The following is an 18,386-nucleotide window of genomic DNA, read 5'->3' as shown; positions in this document are numbered from 1 at the left end:
TGAGCTTGCACCCATTGCTTATACTCAAATGATGTGGAGATCATGGAATTGCATCGCTCAGATAGCCATACTGAGCAGACTCAGACACCGATGAGGTTAAAAATGATTGTCAATCTTCTCCAGAGACAGCTTGAACGCCGTGCAGAATTGCTTTGCATGAGCCGCAACCAGAGCTTACCTGCTGAGCTGGGCAAGTCGAGCTTTGAGCCCATCGAGCACGGGGTGCAGTTTATTCTGTGCCACTACAAACTCGACTCAACCCGTTGTGACTACGAAAGTTTGGTTGCAAAAATCGTCTGGGAAGAAGCGTCTAAACAGTGGGCGCTCTACGCCTACGATCAACAAAAAGCGCAGAGTGAAGCTTGGATCCCTTATCCATTTTTGGCGCGTAGCGAGGATTTAACTGCCATCATCCGCGAAGTGGAGAAAGATCCGAAAGCGTATTTTTGGGTATAGGCTTGGCACGCTTATGGGGTTATTCGCCAGACGAGAAAAACAAAAGGCATTCCGAAGAATGCCTTTTGAATGATGGAGACTCAAACCAAGCGAATTAAACTTGTGGCTCGTTATTTTCTGCGCCCTCAGCAGGTTGCTCCGCACTGGTTTGCGTTTCTGAAACCAGATCAGCAAACACTTGCGTTGGTTTACCCACTAAGCTGCGGTTTTCTTGATTGACTTCTGTCAGGACGATTTCCAGCACATCACCAAGTTTGTACACCACTTCTTTATCGATCAGAACCGTGCCGTCTTCACCATTACACTCGATACGCTCTTTGTTATCGAGGATCAGAGCTCCCGGAATAAAGGCCATTGCGCCATTTTCGAGTAAGCGAACACGCATGCCCGGACGGTTGATATCAAAGATCTCAGCTTGGAAGCGGGTTTCTTTCGCAGGCTCATCAGCCAGCGTGCGTGCATAGAGCCAATCTGCCACATTACGTTCAGCAATTTTGTGGTGCTTACGGTGCAGAGCCAGTTCTTCACCAACTGTCTCATCCGGCGTTTGCACCGGGGCTTTGCCGAGAATGTGCGCTTTCAGCAGACGGTGGTTAATCATGTCGCCGTATTTACGAATCGGCGAAGTCCATGTTGCGTACACATCAAGGCCCATCGCGAAGTGGGGGAGAGGCTGGTTGCCAATCTCACTGTAGCTTTGGTATTTACGAATACGATTATCGAGGTAGCTGGTTTCTTGCGTGGCTAGCCAGCGGCGCAGAGCGGCAAAGCCTTCTACGGTTGCCAGCGTTTCTGCATCCGCATTGGGTGCGCCGTTGACCGCCATGAGTTCTACTACATCGGCCATTTTTTCAGCTTTAAAACCCGCGTGGGTATTGAATACACCAAAACCAAATGTGGTTTGCAGCGTTTTACCCGCACAGATGTTCGCAGTGATCATCGATTCTTCAACCAAGCGGTTTGCCGTACGGCGCATGTCCGCATGGATCGCCACGACATCGTTATCGGCACTCAGTTCGAAGCGGTAGTCTGGACGATCTGGGAACACTACGGCATGAGTCTCACGCCAGTTCGCACGTGCTTGTGAGAAAGCGTAGAGGTCGCGCACCACTTGGGCGATTTCTTCGCTTGGTTGCCATTGTTCCGAGCTGCCAGTCTCCAACCAGTCAGAAACATGGTCATAAACTAGGCGTGCATGAGATTTGATGTTGGCTGCGAAGAAACGAATATCATCGCCAATCACGCCATCTTTACGGATAGTGACTGAGCAGCATAGCGCTGGACGAACTTGGTTTTCCATCAGAGAGCAAAGCTCATCAGCCAGATCGCGTGGCAACATAGGAATGTTGCGACCCGGCAAATAAATGGTGAAGCCACGCTCACGAGCAACTTTGTCCATTTCATCTTCTGGGGTGATGTAAGCGGTTGGGTCGGCAATCGCGATAGTCAGCGCAAAATCACCGTTTGGCAGTTGCTGAGCGTAAAGCGCGTCGTCCATATCTTTGGTGGATTCACCATCGATGGTCACAAAAGGCAGCGCGGTCAGATCTTCACGAACCAGGTCTGCATCATCTTTCAGTTGCCAATCGTCAATGCCCGCTGGCTCGCTGTTGGGCAGATCGTTTTCTGCTAATGTCACCCACCAAGGGGCAATTTTGTCATTGGCATCGGTGATTTTGTGTGAAATCTGCACAAAGAAACCATCGTCACCTTTCAGCGGGTGGCGCACAAGATGAGCGACCACCCAGTCACCCTCTTGGAAGTCAGCTTCGTTGAGGCCTTTCTTGGTTTTTGCCTTCAGCGACAGCTTTTTCAGTTGTGGATGATCGGGCGCGACGTTGAGTTTGCCTTTAAATAGCTTTACGCGACCAATGAAGCGAGTCAGCGATTGCTCGATGAGTTCAGAAGGCTCAGCCACTTCGCGTTCATTTTCGGTGCGGATGAAAGCCACGACTTTGTCGCCATGTATACACTTCTTCATATAAGGAGGCGGAACAAAGTAGCTGGTTTTGCTATCGACTTCGAGGAAGCCAAAACCTTTGTCACTGGCTTTGATGGTGCCTTCTTTTTTAGGCAGGTTTTCTTGGATTTTTTGCTTAAGCTGCGCGAGGAGCGGATTGTCTTGGAACATCTTTTTTATCTAACCGTTTAAGTTGGGCACACTATAATCATTGAGGGGCTGGATTACTACCGAAAACGTGAGATTGAGCGCCGTTGGCTGTTTATTTATTCGCTGAAATTGTCAGCAATTTTGGTGTTTTAACGGGGTTTTCCGGTCAATGAGACGTCATTTTTCCTTTGCTAAGAAATTTTTGTGATGAAATTCAATTTTTCCTAGCTTTTTTTATGCTTTTAGGGAATAATCCGCGTCCCTTATATGTCCCTAGCGGCTTGATGCGTTTTAATACTTATCCGCATCTGAACGGACTCAGCAATTCATTGGATTGGTTGGAAATGGTAAAGCACGTGGGACCTTGGTTATTTCTTCATTTAGTGGGATCCCCATGCAAGATACTGCAATTCAATTCAGTGATTTAGCACTGAACAGCGCCATCCTTTCTGCCCTAACTGAAATGGGCTTCGTATCACCAACTCCTATCCAAGCAGCAGCAATTCCTGTTCTGCTTGAAGGCCGTGATGCACTGGGTAAAGCGCAAACAGGTACAGGTAAAACAGCGGCATTCTCTTTGCCTCTGCTCAACAAACTTAATCTATCTCAGTACAAGCCACAAGCTATCGTTATGGCGCCAACACGTGAGCTGGCGATTCAGGTAGCAGCTGAGATCAAAAACCTTGGCCAAAACATCAAAGGCCTCAAGGTTCTTGAGATCTACGGTGGTGCTTCAATTCTTGATCAAATGCGCGCTCTGAAATCTGGCGCTCACATCGTTGTGGGTACGCCGGGTCGTGTAAAAGATCTGATCACTCGTGATCGTCTACACCTAGACGAATGTCATACTTTCATCCTTGATGAAGCAGACGAAATGCTGAAAATGGGCTTCGTTGATGACGTAACTTGGATCATGGAACAAGCGCCAGAGTCTGCACAACGCGTATTGTTCTCAGCCACTATGCCGCCAATGGTTAAAGAAATCGTTGAGCGTTTCCTACGTGATCCAGAGTGTGTTGACGTAGCGGGCTCTAACCAAACGGTCGCGAAAGTTGAGCAACAATACTGGGTAGTAAAAGGTGTAGAGAAAGATGAAGCGATGGCTCGTCTGCTTGAAACCGAAGAAACCGATGCTTCTATCGTATTCGTACGTACTCGTCAGGATACTGAGCGTCTAGCGGATTGGCTGTGCGCGCGTGGCTTCAAAGCTGCGGCTCTGCACGGTGATATCCCTCAGTCTCTGCGTGAGCGTACTGTTGATCATATCAAACAAGGTGTGATTGATATTCTGGTTGCGACCGACGTTGTCGCACGTGGTCTGGACGTTCCTCGTATCACTCACGTATACAACTACGATATCCCATTTGATGTGGAATCTTACATCCACCGTATCGGCCGTACTGGTCGTGCTGGACGTAAAGGTAAGGCGATCCTGCTGGTTCGTACTAACCAAATCCGCATGCTACGCACTATCGAGCGTGTCACTCGTTCTTCAATGGAAGAGATCCAACTACCGCACCGCGATAAAGTGGCTGAATCTCGTCTGACTAAGCTGGGTCAAGAACTGGCAGCAGATAAAGAGTTCAGCTCGCTGGAACGTTTTGCTGATTTGGTTGAAAAACTGCAAGCGTCACTGGAAATCGATGCAACGACTCTGGCTGCAATCCTGCTGAAACGTCAGCAAGGCAAGCGTCCACTATTTTATGTTGGCGCTGATCCAATGATCGAAGCGATGGAGCGTGAAAAATCACGTCGTCGTGAGCGTCGTGATGACCGCCGCGATGGTGATCGTCCTGCTCGTCGTGAATTCGGTGGCCGCGATCAAGAAAACCACGATTGGGATACTTACCAACTGCAAGTTGGCCGTGACCAAGGCGTTCAAGTGAAAGACATCGTTGGTGCTCTCGCAAACGAACTGGGTCTGACTAAAGGTTCTATAGGTGCGATCAAACTGGCTCAAGGCCATACGTTTGTTCAGCTACCAAAAGCCATGTCAAATGACGTTTCTAGCAAGCTACGTAAGCTGCGTATCCGCCAGAAAGAAGTGGGTGCTGTAGTGTGTGACTTCGATGACTTCCGCGAATCTCGTGGTGGTGCTCGTCGTGAAGGTGGTCCACGTCGCGAAGGCAACCGTGAAGGCGGTTTCCGTGGTGGTCGTGAAGGCGGCCGCGAAGGTGGTCGTGGCCGTGGTGGCGAAGGCCGTCCTTTCCGTGAAGGTGAGCGTCGTTTTGAGCGCAACCGTAGTGGTGAGAGCAGTGGTAGCTACCGTGGTGAGCGTGGCCATAGCCGTCGTCGTGAAGAAGCATAATTCACACATGTGATTTGAATTGATAAACCCGCAGGTAAAACTGCGGGTTTTTTGTTATCTGCATCGCATAGTTTCATTTCATTGCTACACTTTAAGCGGGTGATAAATAAGCAGAACAATCAATTCAACCAATGAGGTGACGCATGCGCAAATGGCTATGGCTCCTGTTACTGCTGACAACGCGAGTTTCTGCGGTTGAGATTTCGCCGTACATCGTCAATGGTACCAATGCGAATGTCGCAAACTACCCTTCGTTTGCCAGTTTGGCGATTTATATCTCTCCTTATCAATACAGCTCAGGAACCTACTGTGGTGCGACGGTTCTGAATTCACGGTATATCTTGACGGCAGCACATTGTATTTATGGCAATAGCTATACCATGTTGTACACCGTTGTGGTTCCTCAGTTGGAAGATGAAAGCCAGTTCCCCAATGGTAATGTTCAATTTGCTCGTGCCGCGGAATTTTATTATCCCGATAACTATGTCGATTCTTCGGCAGTGTATTGGCCAAATGATATTGCGATCATCAAATTAGAAAGCGACCTTAATGTGAGTAATTTCGTTGGGGTACTCAATAGCTCAATCAATAACAGCTATGACGTGAGTGGAACCTATAAAGCGATTGGTCACGGCTATGTGAATGGTAATGTCGCCGGAGGAACCCGTTTATTAGAGACCACCTTAACCTTTGTTCCGTTTGCGACCTGCTCGGCCTACTATGGAGCTAATTTACAAGCTAGCCAGATCTGTTTCACTGGGCCGAATATAGGAGGATACCGCAACTCCACCTGTTCTGGAGATTCAGGTGGCCCCGTGTATTTAGACAGTGGCTCTGGATATGTGCAAATTGGGATCACCAGTTTTGGACCATCAACCTGTGGTAATCCAGCGCTGCCCGTTACCTCGGTATTCACGGAAGTATCCGATTATTACAGTTGGATATTACGTGTTATGAATGGATTAGAGACACCCAAGTATTACGTTACAGAAAGTAATGGAGTACGGCAGTTGGTTGCAGGAGGGACTACAGTGTCACCCGTTACCAGTAGTGATAGTGGCGGAAGCTCAACTGGCTTAGCCTTGTTAGTATTAGGGTTGCTTATGGTACTGCGTAATAAAAATGGGTTATATCAAGATTGCTGGAAATCATGAACAGATATCCGCTTCCTACTTGAAACTGCAGCGGTGTTGGCTACGTTCGTGTACGACAATCACATCGTTTATCTATGCTCATGGGGGATGAACTCCATTGCCGCCTACCTGCAAAACCAAGTACTTTGGGTATAGTAGTAATAAATAAAGAAGGCGACCAATGGTCGCCTTCTTTATTAAAGAGTGAGAGTTTTGTTCACGATAATCAATTAACGATCCCAGTACGCTTCTTCCAAGCTATCTTCACGCTCAGGTAAAGCCCGTGACAGACGTGGCGAATGTTGAGTCAATACTTCATAGCTGACGCGGTTGGCGTACTTACACACTTGAGAGAGCGAGGAATAGGTCAGGTATGGCTGATCATGTTTGGCTGAATTCGGCACATTACGTTGGTGATACGCGTTTGCCGCCATGTCGTGCAGTAACGCAGAAAGTGCGCCATCGCCAGCACCATTAGTGTTCTTAATCTCCAGCGGGCCGCCTAAGTATGGACCAATGTGAGAGTATACTTTCAGCGGTGTGCGGCAATCTTCTTTACGCATTGCACGGCTGAATTCGTACTTATTAAACTCAGGAATATTACCCGGTAGTAGTGGTAGCTCTGTTTCGCGCTTTGCTGATTCGTCAATATAGCCTGCCATATACAAACCCACAGGGCCTGCCGTACACAGCACTAAATCAACCCATTGCAGCGCTTTATCTGCAGCAAGTAGAGGATCGCGTTCACCCGTCAGCGCAGCGCCTTCTTCTTCATTCATGGCGACAACGGTAACATGCTCTTTCATGTAGTTTTGCCACCACTCGGCATTCCCTTCGATCACATATTTTGTGCCTAAGGTGAGAACCACAGGAATGCTGCGTGCTTTTGCGATTTCAATGGCACGTTGTACCGCTTGTGGCATAGGGTCTTCTGGCTTACCACGCATCAAATACGATGACACAACCAAGGCCGAAGCTTTATCAAACACTTCTTCTGGAATGCTGCCAGGGCGCAGCTTGTTCATGTGCCCTTCATTGATCGCAAACGTACGTTCGCCATCTTCAGAAATCAAGGTGTAGCAGCGACCGATAGGGCCATCCACTGTTTGCAAGTGGTTTAGATTCATCCGCGCTGAAGTACGACATAGGTAGCGATAAGCGTATGAACCCACCTCGATATTTTTCGACATCACACCCAGCAATACCGATTTGCTGTCTGCTAAAACCGAATAGTTGTGCAATGTGTTGCCAATCGTATCTCCCGGATACTGGTGAGTGATCAATCCACGCTCGACCAATTCATGATAGAGAGCATCCGCTTTACTCTCTTCCAGTACCAGTGAATGGCCTTTACTGAGATCGTAGCGGGTAAGAAATTCATCATCAACGCGAGCTTCAATATCGACGATGGTTTGGCCGACGCCGACAATCGTCGGACGATGGAGCTTTGGTGTTTGTTGAATCTGGTTGACGAGTGGATCGCGGGCGTGAGTTGGAAAATAGTGCTTAGATTTGCGCTGACCGGGAAACTTCATTTTGAAAGTGTTAATTGAAAAATTTTCGCGCATCATATCACAGGTGTGACAGATTACTTTCATTTTTATTGCAGCCTGAAGTGATGTAAAGCACGCCTCAGGCTGCGATAGATGAAGCTATTTGTTCTGTGTTTCAGGGAAGGCGTTGTAGGCTTGAGTGCCCCACAGCGGCACGGTAGACAGGCTGTGTTTAAAGCTGCCGGATGTTTCTTTGGTCGAGTAGGAGAGATACATCAGGGTTTGGTTTTTCGCATCAAAAATGCGGCGAATTTTCATCGATTTGAAGAAAATACTTTTGGATTTTTGAAAGACCACTTCGCCTGAAGAGGATTTATCAATTTGCGCGATCATTTCTGGCGTAATTTCACCCGTTTGGCGACAAGAAATCGAGGAGTCTGATGGGTCGGCCAAGCTTAGGTCGGCTTCAATACTGGCTACATGGCAAGTCACGCCCGTTACAACAGGATCGGTCAAATTGTTGATTTTAATATCTTTCAAGGTAAACATGCCGAGACTGACATCACCGACTTCTGAGCGATCACAACCACTCAAAACGAAAGCGAAGGAAAGAAGCAAAGCAGTGCGAATAGAATTGAGCATAATCAGGTTCCGTTTACGTTAATTGTGTTTACCCTGCCAACTTGCAACGGCAGCGCGCGTGAGCATCGTTTAGCTTCAAGCTGTATTTGGATATCACCTTCCTACCTGATATTGGGATGCTTATCACGCCAACGTCAGGTTATTTGGGTTTACATCATACTGATTTTCTGACGATAGTGCAGCCTCATGGCTAAGACCAAGATACGCAATTGCTCATCAAAAGGGATTAAAGCTTGTTCCGTGTGGGCTTGATGAGTATGCTGCGTTTACTGCGACGCTTATTGATTAGGTGTTGCTTCACCAACCAAGAAGAAGTCCCCTATGATTTACTCTCCCTCACCTGTGGTTGCGGCCAAAAATCAGTGGTTATCGAGTCAAGTGGATGTCGAATTCCCGACTGCTGAAAGTTTAGAGGGGCGCGATATTTACCATGCGTTAAGCCGACACACTGAAGTTTCGTTGTTTCAACCGCAGGCCTGTGATGCGCCATTACTGCAAGAGATTTATTTGGTGGATTTTCATCGTTTAACTGTCTGGTTCGCTCTCTTGCAGGCAACGCGTAGCTCAACCCAGCATGATCAAGAACGTTTGGTTGAGTTTTTTACCCAAATTATTTACTCACCACCATGCCAACTATTCCTCGGATTTCATCTTGGTGAACCCGTTGCGGCCGGTATGGTGACGGAGCATGAGCACATGGTTCTGCTTTCCGATCTGGTTGTGAAAACCAACCCTCTATTTGACACTCGCGAAGCATTTGCTCAAGCGCTGTATGCGAAATGGCAAGCCATCACCGCGAGTGATGCGACCCCTTACATCGAACTTTGAGCCACTTTCTGTTCGTAAAAGAGTGACTTCGGTAGAAGTTATGCACGTTTGTGCATGGTTTTCTGCCATTCTGTTAACTCCATCCTTTTTAGTGCCACAGTGAGATATACACTGCTAATGGGGATGGAGGAATAAGTAATGACTGAATCCAGAGTAAAGTGTGTCATTTTTGACTGCGAAGGAACCTTAGTAGACAGCGAACGTTTGTGCTGTGAAGCTCTGGTACAAGTGTTTGGCGAACTTGGGGTGGCCTTAAGCTACCAGCAGGTCGCTGAGCATTTCTCGGGTGGCAAAATCGCCGACATTCTCCATGCGGCTTGCCAACTGGCGAAGATAACAGCGGATATTGATTTGCTTGAGCAGCGTTACCGCTCGATTGTCGCGGCAACGTTTCGGCGCAAACTTTCTCCGATGGGGGGCGCGAGGGCATTACTCAATTACTTGAAGCGTAACCAGATTGAATTTTGTGTGGCGTCAAACGCGCCACGAGAAAAAATCGCGATGACCCTGACTCTCGCCGGTCTTGAGCACTATTTTGAAGGGCGGATTTTTTCTGCTTTTGATGCGAACAGTTGGAAACCTGAGCCGGATCTCATCCGTTATTGTGCAATGAACATGGGTTTTACATTGGATGAGTGCATTTATGTTGACGACACACCGAAGGGCGTAGAAGCAGGATTAAATGCTGAAGTGCTGACCTTTCAATTGAGCCCACTGAATCCTCAACATCGCAGCCATTCTCAGCAAGTGATTGTGCTGAGCAATCTACTTCAACTTGCGGAGTATTTGAGTGGTAGCGTGATGCGCCAATCTGCGTAAGCCGATCCTTTCTCGACTCACTTTCGTCAGTTGCTTTCGTTTTTTCCGTTTCTTTTGGCGCTTGGAGATGTGCTGAAATTAGTGGAGGCTTGACGCACCTTGTTCACTCACATTGCTACCATCACGGCGGTTACGACCGCATTTTCCATCTTTTGACAGAGAAATAATGCGGTTTCGATAACGAACGAGCTTCCATTATTGACGAGTTTTGATTCCGGTGTGGACAAAGCGATGTGTGAGATTCGCTTTAGCCGCCAGCATGGGCTGAATGCTGGTCAGAGTGTTGGTGTGAAAGCCACATTTCGCGCAGTAAAATTTCTCTTTGTCGGCAGAAATAAAGAATTCATCGTGTTGGCAGAGAGGGCAGCAGTCGATGGTTTCTTCTGCAATGGTTTCTTCGACAAGTCGGTTATTCATAGTTTTATTCTCAGCAGCAAAAAAGGAGTGTTGCTCAGCGCTGTAGGCGACGCTAGGCTTGTGATTTCATTTTATATTTGCCTTTAGCATAAACACTTTCTAAAAGTTTGTTGGTGAGCTTTTCTGTCTTTGTTCCAAAATTGAGATGCAATTCATAGAAAATACATGCACAAATTGTCATCGATCATACTCTTATCGAGTTCTGTCAGAACCTGTGCATGCGATTGCGCAATAAAAGAAACAACTAGGAACATGCGGCCTTAGCCTCTGGCTCGCTGCCACGCAAGTAGGCAAAGTGCGGTGATGGCACCTAAGGTATCGCACAGCATATCTTTCTGAGCATCCCAAATATCCCCTTGTGAGCCCAAAAATGCGATCCCTTCTTCGCCGCCAGCGAGCGCGGCGTACCACCACTCGATAATTTCGTAAGCCGCTGCAAGACTCATCAAGCTAAATAGTGCAAAGCTGTAAGCTAGCCAAGGTTTCGTTTGTTGCTTACGTAACAGCCATTCCGCAATAGGGTAAGCATAAAGACCGATGGAAAAGTGGGCGACGCGATCGAATTGATTGCGTGTAGAGCCGATCAAGGTATTGAACCAGTCAAAAGGGACTTCAGCGAAGGTGTATTTTGCGCCTATGGTATGCAAGCAGAGCCAAACAAACATCAAGACATAGGCGGTCGTGCTCATTGACCAGCGCAATGAGACCCACCAAATTGTGGCCAGAACCAGAATGGCGGGGATGATTTCGGCAAACCAAACAGCACGTGAAGTAGGCGCTATGGCTGAAAAAACAAAAATTAAGCTGTAAAAAAGGGTCAATCCGATGAGAGGTCGCGACAAGGGCATAGTGAATCTCCGTCAATGGAACGGGCACTATCCTGCCATCATTATGAACATTGTTCAATTCCCAAATGTTCAGAGCTAAGGTTGCGTCAGAAATCTGGCTTTTACAGTGTCAGAAAAACAGCCTGCAAGCCTTATGCGCATTGAGCTTCACACAATCAAGATTTGCCATTTCGCCGCCGTGACAAATGGGTTAGATTGATCTTGAATTAGAGTATTTCATGGGAATGGAAGCCTTATGTCAGACAGTCACCAGCTTGCTGCAACGTTTCAGACTTATATGGAAAATCCGCTGTTGTGGCCGATTTTTGAGGTTCTGAAACGCCAGCCTTCAGGATGGAAAGTGCATACCTTAGCCGCTCACTTGAGTGAGTTAGGCATCATGCCGGTCTTAGACCCTCAGCCGGAAAAAGATCTGTTCAAGCGAAATTTCCTCATCATGAATGCGCTCTATCAGCTCCAAGAAACCTTGCACCCAGAAAAATGGCTGCAAGTGGAAGCGATGAACATCATTTTAACTCCGATGATGCGTAGTGAATTCCACGACATTGATGTCAATGATCCTTTGCGAGATTACTACACTCAGTGGATGAACTATGAAGCGAATGAGGGGGAAGTGAAGCGTTTGCTCAATGAATTCTGGACGCGATATCGACACTCAGTGGGCAGCCATAATGGTAAGGATTTAACCCGAGGACAAGCTCTGCGTCTGTTTGAATTAACCGAAGAGGCGAGCGCCGTTGAGATCCGTAAAACGTGGCGTAAGCTGGCTTTGCGTTGGCATCCCGATCGAGAAAATGGCAATGCCGAACGTTTTCGGATCTTATGTGAAGCGTGGAATGTGCTCAGACAAGACTCTTTAGTTTAAAAAAGACTCTTTAAGTTAAAAGTGAAAAAACGAGAAAAACGAATAACGAAAAGGTCATGCAGCCCTTTGTCCGTTGCATGACCATTGAAGCCTGTTTTCTAGGGATTTCTTCCAACTTGAAGCTGCTGCACCAAGTGGTTTTGCCCCTGCGCGGGATTAGGCTTTAAATTGTGCTTTTCGCATCCGGTTTAGGGCTGCCATTGCATCTAAAATTCGCGGCTTAGCTAAATCACCGTGGTTTGGCATGGCTTGATACCAGTCACCTTCAAGCATTTTAGTCATGGCTTTGGCTGGGTTGTCTGTCCAACCTGGCAGTTGTGCCAGTTGGAACCACAGCCAACCAATGGCATTCACTTCACTTGAACTTTGCAACTGCTCCAGTGCGGAAATGTCCGTGAACTCTTTACCAAAACGCAGAGCATCCAAGCCTTTAGCCGACACACGGAATTTGCCATCCAGCAGCAGTTTTTGCAAAGTGGCACAGTTGATAGCTCGTGGTGTAAAGGTCGCGAGTGGGGTTTCACACTCATTACGACGCAGCGTTGGGTGCTGGGCAATCACTTCACGCGCTTTTTCTGTTACGTCGACGGGTTGGTAGTCATGCATCTGAATGACGGTATCGGCTACATCCAGATAGTCACCAGAGCCCCCCATCACCACCAGTGTCGAGATGCCAAGATCATCACGTAACTGACCGATACGATCCACCAGCGGCGTGATCGGCTCTTCACCTTTGCTGACCAGTGCCTGCATGCGCTCATCACGGATCATAAAGTTGGTAGCAGAAGTGTCTTCATCAATCAGCAAAGTTGTGACGCCCGCTTCAATCGACTCTTGTAGCCAAGCCGACTGCGAGGTAGAGCCAGAAGCATCTTGCGTGCTGAAATCGGTCGTGTCTTTACCCATAGGTAAATGATTGATGTAGTTCGATAGATTGAGATTGTGTACACAACGGCCTTCTTCAGCGCGGATCTTCATCGCTTTAACATCAGTGACCATGCGCTCACGACCATCACCCGGAATATGGTTGTAGACCGAACGCTCAAGCGCGGTCAGCAAGGTTGATTTACCATGGAACCCACCGCCCACGATCAAGGTAATCCCTTGTGGAATACCCATACCCACCAGTTCACCTTGGTTAGGCGTTGAGAGGGTGACTTCGAGAGATTTTGGGGCGATGAAAGGAACCGCCTCTTTCATTGGCAGATCGCAGTTACCGGCTAATCGTGGCAATACACTGCCGTTAGCGACGAAAGCGACAAGACCGAGATCGTCCAGTTGAGCGCGCATCGCTTCCTGATCTTCTACGATTTCACAATGATGCAGTAGTGCGGCTTTATCTAACTCGCGTTCAAGCGTGGCACGGCGAATGTATTTCGGCAGGTGAAAGGTTAAGATATTCAGCGCTTTTTTCGCCAGAATATCGCGTCCTTCCGCTGGCATACTCATGCGAAAACGCAGTTCGATGCCGTGTTCGTTAAACAGAACAGAGGTACTATCGAGAACCGTTTGGCCGCTAATCGCGATCGATAAGCTGTTGTCTTGTTTGGCGAACTCTGCAAAAGCACGAGCGATAAAATCACGCGCAGCCATTTGATAAGCAGGGGATTTCTCTTTCAGCCAATCTAAACCCGTCAACGACCAAGCGCGCGTAGCACGCAGGCGAGAGGCTGAAGCATATGGATCAGACTGAATGTGATCGATGAACAGAGTAAAGTCGCCAAAGTCGTACTGACCTTTGATCTGCTGATAAGCACGATAGTTCTGCTTTTCGAGTTTCTTGAGTGTTGCAATTAGTCGATCCATCTCGATTATCGCTCATAGGGAAAGAAAAAGAGGAGCGCGATTATAGGTAGCGCCCACTGAAGAGTAAAGGAATGATAAGCCAATCTCTTTATGCTCGACAACCACAGAGCAGGAGATACCTTCGATTACGCCTGAGCGTGGCTTTCGAGCTTGAGGGTAAACACTTCACTGGGCATAGGTTTGCCATATAAAAAGCCTTGGCCGACATCGCAACCCTGTTCCAGAATGAACTGCTCTTGCTGCGTCGACTCAATACCTTCCACCACCACGTTTAAGTTCAGTTTTTTCGCTACATGCAGCATAGAACGCACGATTTCTTGATCGCTTTCACTGTGTTCGATCTGCTCCATAAAACTTTTATCAATCTTGATGCCATCAAATGGAAATTTTTTTAGATACTGAAACGAAGCGTACCCCGTACCAAAATCATCGAGTGATAATGTCACGCCTAATGTGTGTAGTCGGTTGAGAATATCACTCGCGGTCGGTTCATCGACGATCAGGCCACTTTCGGTGATTTCCAGTTCCAACTGATGCGCAGGGAAGCGATACAGCGCCAGCAGATCTCGAATCTGCTCGACAAAGCCACTGTTTTTGAGCTGTACGGAAGAGACATTGATCGCGATACAAAAGGTTGGGCACACCGCTAACCAATCACTGGCGGCTTTTAAAGCTTGGTGCAAAACAAAATGCCCCACTTCAAAGATAAGACCATTTTGCTCTGCCATATGAATCAAGGTTTCATTGGAAAATTCACCCAACACCGGATGCTTCCAACGCAACAATGCCTCAGCACCGACCCAGCGCTGAGTTTTCATGCTGACTTTAGGTTGGAAGTAGAGCAGCAGATCGTTGTTGCGCACCGCTTGCAGTAAATAGTTTTCCAATTGATTTTGCCGCGCATGGTTATCGGCTAATGCGGGAGAGTGAAAAAACACTTTGTATCCCGAATCCTTACACGCCAACATGCTGCTGACGGCATGGCGCAGTAGCTGCTGCGGATCGCGTGTTTCACGGCTAAGGGCCACACCAATATAAGGGTTGAGGTGAACGGGCAGCCCCTCCGTCACAAATTGCGCTTGCCCAGCGTGAATTAAACGATGGCAAAGCTGATTTAATTGGGTGTCGAGCGGATGGGCTTTTAAGATCAGCGTCAAATTGGTCGAGTTAGGGCGAGCGGTCAGTAATTCCCCCTCCGTCACCGGACCAAGTCGTTCACGTAACTGCTTTAGCACATCATCCCAAAGGTGATAACCCAGCCGCGCCTGTAATTGGCGGGCATTGGCAAAACCGATATGAATCACAGCGAGTTCTTCGTGTTCCGCTAATTGAGCCAGCTGCATCGCGAGCTGCTGCTCCAATGCCGTGCGATTCAGAAAGCCAGTCCCAAGGTCGTGACTGCGCTGATACTCAATCTGCTGTTCTGCGGCACGGCGTTTATCGATCTCCTGATGGAGAGATTGGTTCAGCGAGGCGATGCTTTGCATTTTATGACGAACTTTGAAGTGCAAATCTTGGTTCATTTGCAACAGCGTTTCGCGTTGGTAAAGGGTTTTAAGCTGAGCTTCAATCGATTCAGCAAAGGTTTTTATCAATTGCTGATCGGTACTAAGAAACTGGCGAGTTTGACGATCGGTGACACACAAAGATCCAAAAAGCTCACCGTTTGGCCATTGCAATGGTACGCCACAGTAAGCGCGCATGCCCAATTCTAGATCTGGGTTATCCTTCCACAATGGGTCGAGGTCGGCGTTACTGACCAACAATAACTGGCGAGTATTGACCACAGTTTCACAATACAAGCCTGTGCCTAATCGTTCGGTCATGCCGACTTGGTATGGATTGTCAATGCCGACACTGGTACAAAACACATCAAGATCGTGATGGCGTAAACGCATGATCAGGGTGGCTGAGACTTTCAGCACTTCGGCCAGCAGGTTGAGCATCTGCTGCCAATTTGCCTGCATGCTAGAAGGGATCGGGATCGAGTGTGAAAGGATCGGTGCCATTAAGTGGTCCTTGATTGCGGCATGGATTTTGGGTGTGACTAGAGCGACTGCCTGTCTGAAGTCACATCTTTACTTCAGTGGTCAGTCACTCTAACAAATGCCGATCAGAATGGCAGAGCGAATTGAGTTAGCTTGTGTGAATTCTCAAATCTAAAACAACGGGGCGTGTCACTTTTTATTAATAAAATTATGCATATCAACAGATTGGCTATAATCGATCTGGTCAAATTCAAACCCGTTAAGCTGCATAAACTCACGTTTAAAGCCCGCATAATCGCCTAACTGCTGAAAATTGCTGGCATTCATTTGTTGTAAACGTTCACGAACTTGTACTTGCGTATCGGGGTTCATCTCCCAATCATCCATACGGATCAAACGCTCGCTATCGAGTGGAATTCGTGAATGGCCATACAGCTTGTCGCTAAACAGGCGCTGCATCTGTTCAATGCAACCTTCATGGGTGCCTTTATTTTTCATTACTTGGTACAGCGCGAGTAAGTAAGGACTCAAACCGGGAATAAATACGCTGGCTTTTGTCACTAACGCCTTACAAACAACGGCATACGCACCGCCATCAAAGTTAGCGAGTTTCAGATTCAGAGCATGACTCGTTTGGTGTAAATCGATTTTAGCGCGGCCTAAAGTACCATCCAGATAGATAGGGTGAGTAACGTCAGGGCCCATGTAAGAAAACGCGATCGTTTTGCACCCTTCGGCGAGTGATTCGGCATTGATCAAGGTATCAATCCAGTTTTCCCAATCATCGCCGCCCATGACGCGTAACGTCCCTTCAATTTCCTCTTCGCTGGCCGGTTGCAAGGTGGTTTCCATCCACGTGTCATTTTCAAGCAAGAGGGTTGCACCAGAGACTGCTTCACCAATCGGCTTAATCGCGGATCGCCAAAATTCAGGGTCAGCCTTTTCGCTTCTGGGCTTGCGGCGCATGCCACTGGCAATGCTGTAAATGATGAGATCCACTTCCCCTTCAAAATAGGTTTCTATCGCTTCAATCACTTGCTCACGCATGTCGACGGAAAAAACATCGCCTTCGAGATTGACCGCGATGCGACCTGCTTGCTCGGCATGCTGTTTAAAAAAGAGATTGTTGTAGTAACCTGCACTGCCGGTTTGTGTTTCACACGGAGCACGTTCAAAGGAGACCCCAATCGTATCGGCTTGCGCGCCACCAAAGGTCAGCGCAATCCTTGCCGCGAGCCCAAATCCCGACGATGCTCCGAGGATCAGAACGCGTTTTGGACCTGACTTGATCGGATTCGCCTGTTTTACGTACTGGATCTGTTGTAGGACGGCTTGTTCGCAGCCATAAGGATGGGCGCTGCGCGCCACAACGCCCTGAATGATTGGCTTGATGTGCATAGGGTCACCTATTCTCTAGTTAAGGGCTCAAAAATAACGTAAAGCTGAGTAAATTTTATTGAGCTAAACCAGTAAATCGGTGGATGGTGTTACAAATGTGCGGCAAGGTGTTCGGCCACAAACTTGGCTATCCAAGGCTGCGCTTCAGGTTTGGGGTGTAAACCATCTGCCATCATCCATTCTGGTTTGAGGATCACTTGCTCAAGAAAGAACGGGATAAGCGGGATAGAAAACTGCTCAGCTAGGCTAGGATAGATCTGGTAAAACGCATCGCTGTACCGTTTGCCATAGTTAGGTGGGATACGGATCTGCATTAAGATGACTTTTGCGTTTTGAGCTTGGATCTGTTCAATCATGGTGGTGAGGTTATGAGCGACCGTTTGCGGTGGGAAACCACGTAAACCGTCGTTGGCTCCTAATTCTATCAGTACGGTATCGGGCTGATGTTGGCTCAGAAGAGAGGGCAGGCGGGCGAGCCCGTTGCCTGTGGTATCACCAGAAATGCTCCCGTTAACGACGGTAACGGTTTGACCCTGTTCCACTAGCTCGTCGGCCAGTAAACTTGGCCAAGCTTGTTCGATGGGCATTTCGTACCCTGCGCTTAAACTGTCGCCGAGTACCAATAACGTTTTACTGCTGGCTGCAGCAGAAAAGAGAACAACAAACAAAAAGGAAAGTAGTCGAGTCATGCAAACATCCATCATTTCAGCGCAATCACTATCCAAATTAGTCTCCACTAATCAGGAGCATTTAACAATCCTTAAACAGGTGAATCTCTCGATTAAAGCGGGAGAAAGTGTGGCGATTGTCGGCGCATCAGGCGCGGGAAAATCGACGCTGATGACGCTACTGGCGGGGTTAGATACGCCAAGTGAAGGGGAAGTGTATCTGTTGGGGAAACCGCTTTCACAACTGGATGATGAAGCTCGCGCCGCACTGCGCAGTGAATCCGTTGGGTTTGTGTTCCAAAGTTTTCTGCTTATTCCTAGCCTGTCGGCGCTGGAAAATGTCACTCTGCCTTGTTTGTTAAAAGGTGAGGCGGAGGATCGCGAGCGCGCCCAGAAGCTGCTCAAAGCGGTCGGTTTGGAGCATCGAATGCACCATTCGCCCGCACAATTGTCGGGTGGAGAGCAGCAACGCGTAGCGATTGCTCGCGCATTTATGATAAGCCCCCAAGTGCTGTTTGCTGATGAGCCAACGGGCAATTTGGATCAAGAAACAGCTGCAAAAGTGATTGATTTACTGTTTGAACTGAACCGTGAACACGGCACTACA

The 18,386-nt window shown here is 48.0% G+C and carries 16 protein-coding genes; 7 read left to right on the top strand and 9 right to left on the bottom strand.

Annotated features, from left to right (window positions below; all coding sequences use genetic code 11):
* Positions 1–102: 102 nt before the first annotated feature.
* Positions 103–456, top strand: coding sequence for a DUF3024 domain-containing protein (locus tag GOU96_RS01485; protein WP_000636799.1), 354 nt, complete (start codon positions 103–105; stop codon positions 454–456).
* Between the two features lie 94 nt (positions 457–550).
* On the opposite strand, the gene rnb is transcribed toward GOU96_RS01485, so the two are convergent.
* Positions 551–2,587, bottom strand: coding sequence for an exoribonuclease II (gene rnb, locus GOU96_RS01480; protein WP_095473155.1), 2,037 nt, complete (start codon positions 2,585–2,587; stop codon positions 551–553).
* Positions 2,588–2,960: 373 nt separating this feature from the next.
* Between rnb and GOU96_RS01475 the strand changes: the two genes are divergently transcribed.
* Both GOU96_RS01475 and vesA read left to right on the top strand, forming a co-directional pair.
* Positions 2,961–4,874, top strand: a complete 1,914-nt coding sequence (locus tag GOU96_RS01475) for a DEAD/DEAH box helicase (RefSeq protein ID WP_267781084.1) — start codon at positions 2,961–2,963, stop codon at positions 4,872–4,874.
* Positions 4,875–5,017: 143 nt separating this feature from the next.
* Positions 5,018–6,028, top strand: a complete 1,011-nt coding sequence (vesA, locus tag GOU96_RS01470) for a GlyGly-anchored extracellular serine protease VesA (RefSeq protein WP_059260238.1) — start codon at positions 5,018–5,020, stop codon at positions 6,026–6,028.
* 209 nt (positions 6,029–6,237) lie between these two features.
* Here vesA and GOU96_RS01465 read toward each other — a convergent pair whose 3' ends face one another.
* Together GOU96_RS01465 and GOU96_RS01460 are read right to left on the bottom strand one after the other, a co-directional pair.
* On the bottom strand, positions 6,238–7,542 hold the full coding sequence (locus GOU96_RS01465; protein ID WP_267781083.1) for an inosine/guanosine kinase: 1,305 nt from the start codon (positions 7,540–7,542) through the stop codon (positions 6,238–6,240).
* Positions 7,543–7,659: 117 nt separating this feature from the next.
* On the bottom strand, positions 7,660–8,142 hold the full coding sequence (locus GOU96_RS01460; protein ID WP_000935051.1) for a CreA family protein: 483 nt from the start codon (positions 8,140–8,142) through the stop codon (positions 7,660–7,662).
* Positions 8,143–8,463: 321 nt separating this feature from the next.
* Between GOU96_RS01460 and GOU96_RS01455 the strand changes: the two genes are divergently transcribed.
* Entirely contained in the window at positions 8,464–8,970 is a 507-nt protein-coding gene (locus GOU96_RS01455) for a hypothetical protein (RefSeq protein WP_000640593.1), read from the top strand.
* Positions 8,971–9,108: 138 nt separating this feature from the next.
* Positions 9,109–9,789, top strand: coding sequence for an HAD family hydrolase (locus GOU96_RS01450; protein WP_000140419.1), 681 nt, complete (start codon positions 9,109–9,111; stop codon positions 9,787–9,789).
* 195 nt (positions 9,790–9,984) lie between these two features.
* Here the strand turns inward: GOU96_RS01450 and GOU96_RS01445 are convergent, their stop codons facing one another.
* Entirely contained in the window at positions 9,985–10,206 is a 222-nt protein-coding gene (locus GOU96_RS01445) for a transcription initiation factor TFIIIB (protein WP_001065259.1), read from the bottom strand.
* A gap of 260 nt (positions 10,207–10,466) precedes the next feature.
* Positions 10,467–11,054 (bottom strand): DUF2238 domain-containing protein, encoded by a 588-nt coding sequence (locus GOU96_RS01440; RefSeq protein ID WP_001131372.1) that lies wholly within the window; start codon positions 11,052–11,054, stop codon positions 10,467–10,469.
* Between the two features lie 235 nt (positions 11,055–11,289).
* On the opposite strand from GOU96_RS01440, the gene GOU96_RS01435 reads away from it, so the two are divergent.
* Complete coding sequence (locus GOU96_RS01435; RefSeq protein ID WP_001284008.1) at positions 11,290–11,919, top strand: DNA-J related domain-containing protein; 630 nt, start codon at positions 11,290–11,292, stop codon at positions 11,917–11,919.
* A 156-nt stretch (positions 11,920–12,075) separates the two neighbouring features.
* Here the strand turns inward: GOU96_RS01435 and GOU96_RS01430 are convergent, their stop codons facing one another.
* From GOU96_RS01430 to tesA, 4 genes are all read right to left on the bottom strand, one after another.
* A complete protein-coding gene (locus GOU96_RS01430; protein WP_114771945.1) occupies positions 12,076–13,725 on the bottom strand; it encodes an ABC-ATPase domain-containing protein in 1,650 nt (549 codons plus the stop codon).
* Between the two features lie 125 nt (positions 13,726–13,850).
* Positions 13,851–15,734, bottom strand: a complete 1,884-nt coding sequence (locus tag GOU96_RS01425) for a GGDEF and EAL domain-containing protein (protein WP_119788388.1) — start codon at positions 15,732–15,734, stop codon at positions 13,851–13,853.
* Positions 15,735–15,902: 168 nt separating this feature from the next.
* Positions 15,903–17,111 (bottom strand): enoyl-ACP reductase FabV, encoded by a 1,209-nt coding sequence (gene fabV, locus GOU96_RS01420; protein ID WP_267781082.1) that lies wholly within the window; start codon positions 17,109–17,111, stop codon positions 15,903–15,905.
* Between the two features lie 89 nt (positions 17,112–17,200).
* On the bottom strand, positions 17,201–17,800 hold the full coding sequence (tesA, locus tag GOU96_RS01415) for a multifunctional acyl-CoA thioesterase I/protease I/lysophospholipase L1 (protein WP_069213431.1): 600 nt from the start codon (positions 17,798–17,800) through the stop codon (positions 17,201–17,203).
* Here tesA and GOU96_RS01410 point away from each other — a divergent pair.
* Positions 17,799–18,386, top strand: a 588-nt coding sequence (locus GOU96_RS01410; protein ID WP_324701941.1) for an ABC transporter ATP-binding protein, incomplete at its 3' end; no start/stop codon positions are given. The genes tesA and GOU96_RS01410 overlap by 2 nt on opposite strands.

It is taken from the genome of Vibrio sp. R-1 (genome assembly GCF_035615595.1).
GTDB classification, from domain to species: Bacteria; Pseudomonadota; Gammaproteobacteria; order Enterobacterales; family Vibrionaceae; genus Vibrio; species Vibrio cholerae.
This window is presented reverse-complemented; position numbering and strand designations above follow the sequence as displayed.

Coding starts and splice junctions, on each gene's coding strand:
- GOU96_RS01485 (WP_000636799.1), top strand. CDS start 103: ATGATTGTCAATCTTCTCCAGAGACAGCTTGAACGCCGTGCAGAATTG.
- rnb (WP_095473155.1), bottom strand. CDS start 2,587: ATGTTCCAAGACAATCCGCTCCTCGCGCAGCTTAAGCAAAAAATCCAA.
- GOU96_RS01475 (WP_267781084.1), top strand. CDS start 2,961: ATGCAAGATACTGCAATTCAATTCAGTGATTTAGCACTGAACAGCGCC.
- vesA (WP_059260238.1), top strand. CDS start 5,018: ATGCGCAAATGGCTATGGCTCCTGTTACTGCTGACAACGCGAGTTTCT.
- GOU96_RS01465 (WP_267781083.1), bottom strand. CDS start 7,542: ATGAAGTTTCCCGGTCAGCGCAAATCTAAGCACTATTTTCCAACTCAC.
- GOU96_RS01460 (WP_000935051.1), bottom strand. CDS start 8,142: ATGCTCAATTCTATTCGCACTGCTTTGCTTCTTTCCTTCGCTTTCGTT.
- GOU96_RS01455 (WP_000640593.1), top strand. CDS start 8,464: ATGATTTACTCTCCCTCACCTGTGGTTGCGGCCAAAAATCAGTGGTTA.
- GOU96_RS01450 (WP_000140419.1), top strand. CDS start 9,109: ATGACTGAATCCAGAGTAAAGTGTGTCATTTTTGACTGCGAAGGAACC.
- GOU96_RS01445 (WP_001065259.1), bottom strand. CDS start 10,206: ATGAATAACCGACTTGTCGAAGAAACCATTGCAGAAGAAACCATCGAC.
- GOU96_RS01440 (WP_001131372.1), bottom strand. CDS start 11,054: ATGCCCTTGTCGCGACCTCTCATCGGATTGACCCTTTTTTACAGCTTA.
- GOU96_RS01435 (WP_001284008.1), top strand. CDS start 11,290: ATGTCAGACAGTCACCAGCTTGCTGCAACGTTTCAGACTTATATGGAA.
- GOU96_RS01430 (WP_114771945.1), bottom strand. CDS start 13,725: ATGGATCGACTAATTGCAACACTCAAGAAACTCGAAAAGCAGAACTAT.
- GOU96_RS01425 (WP_119788388.1), bottom strand. CDS start 15,734: ATGGCACCGATCCTTTCACACTCGATCCCGATCCCTTCTAGCATGCAG.
- fabV (WP_267781082.1), bottom strand. CDS start 17,111: ATGCACATCAAGCCAATCATTCAGGGCGTTGTGGCGCGCAGCGCCCAT.
- tesA (WP_069213431.1), bottom strand. CDS start 17,800: ATGACTCGACTACTTTCCTTTTTGTTTGTTGTTCTCTTTTCTGCTGCA.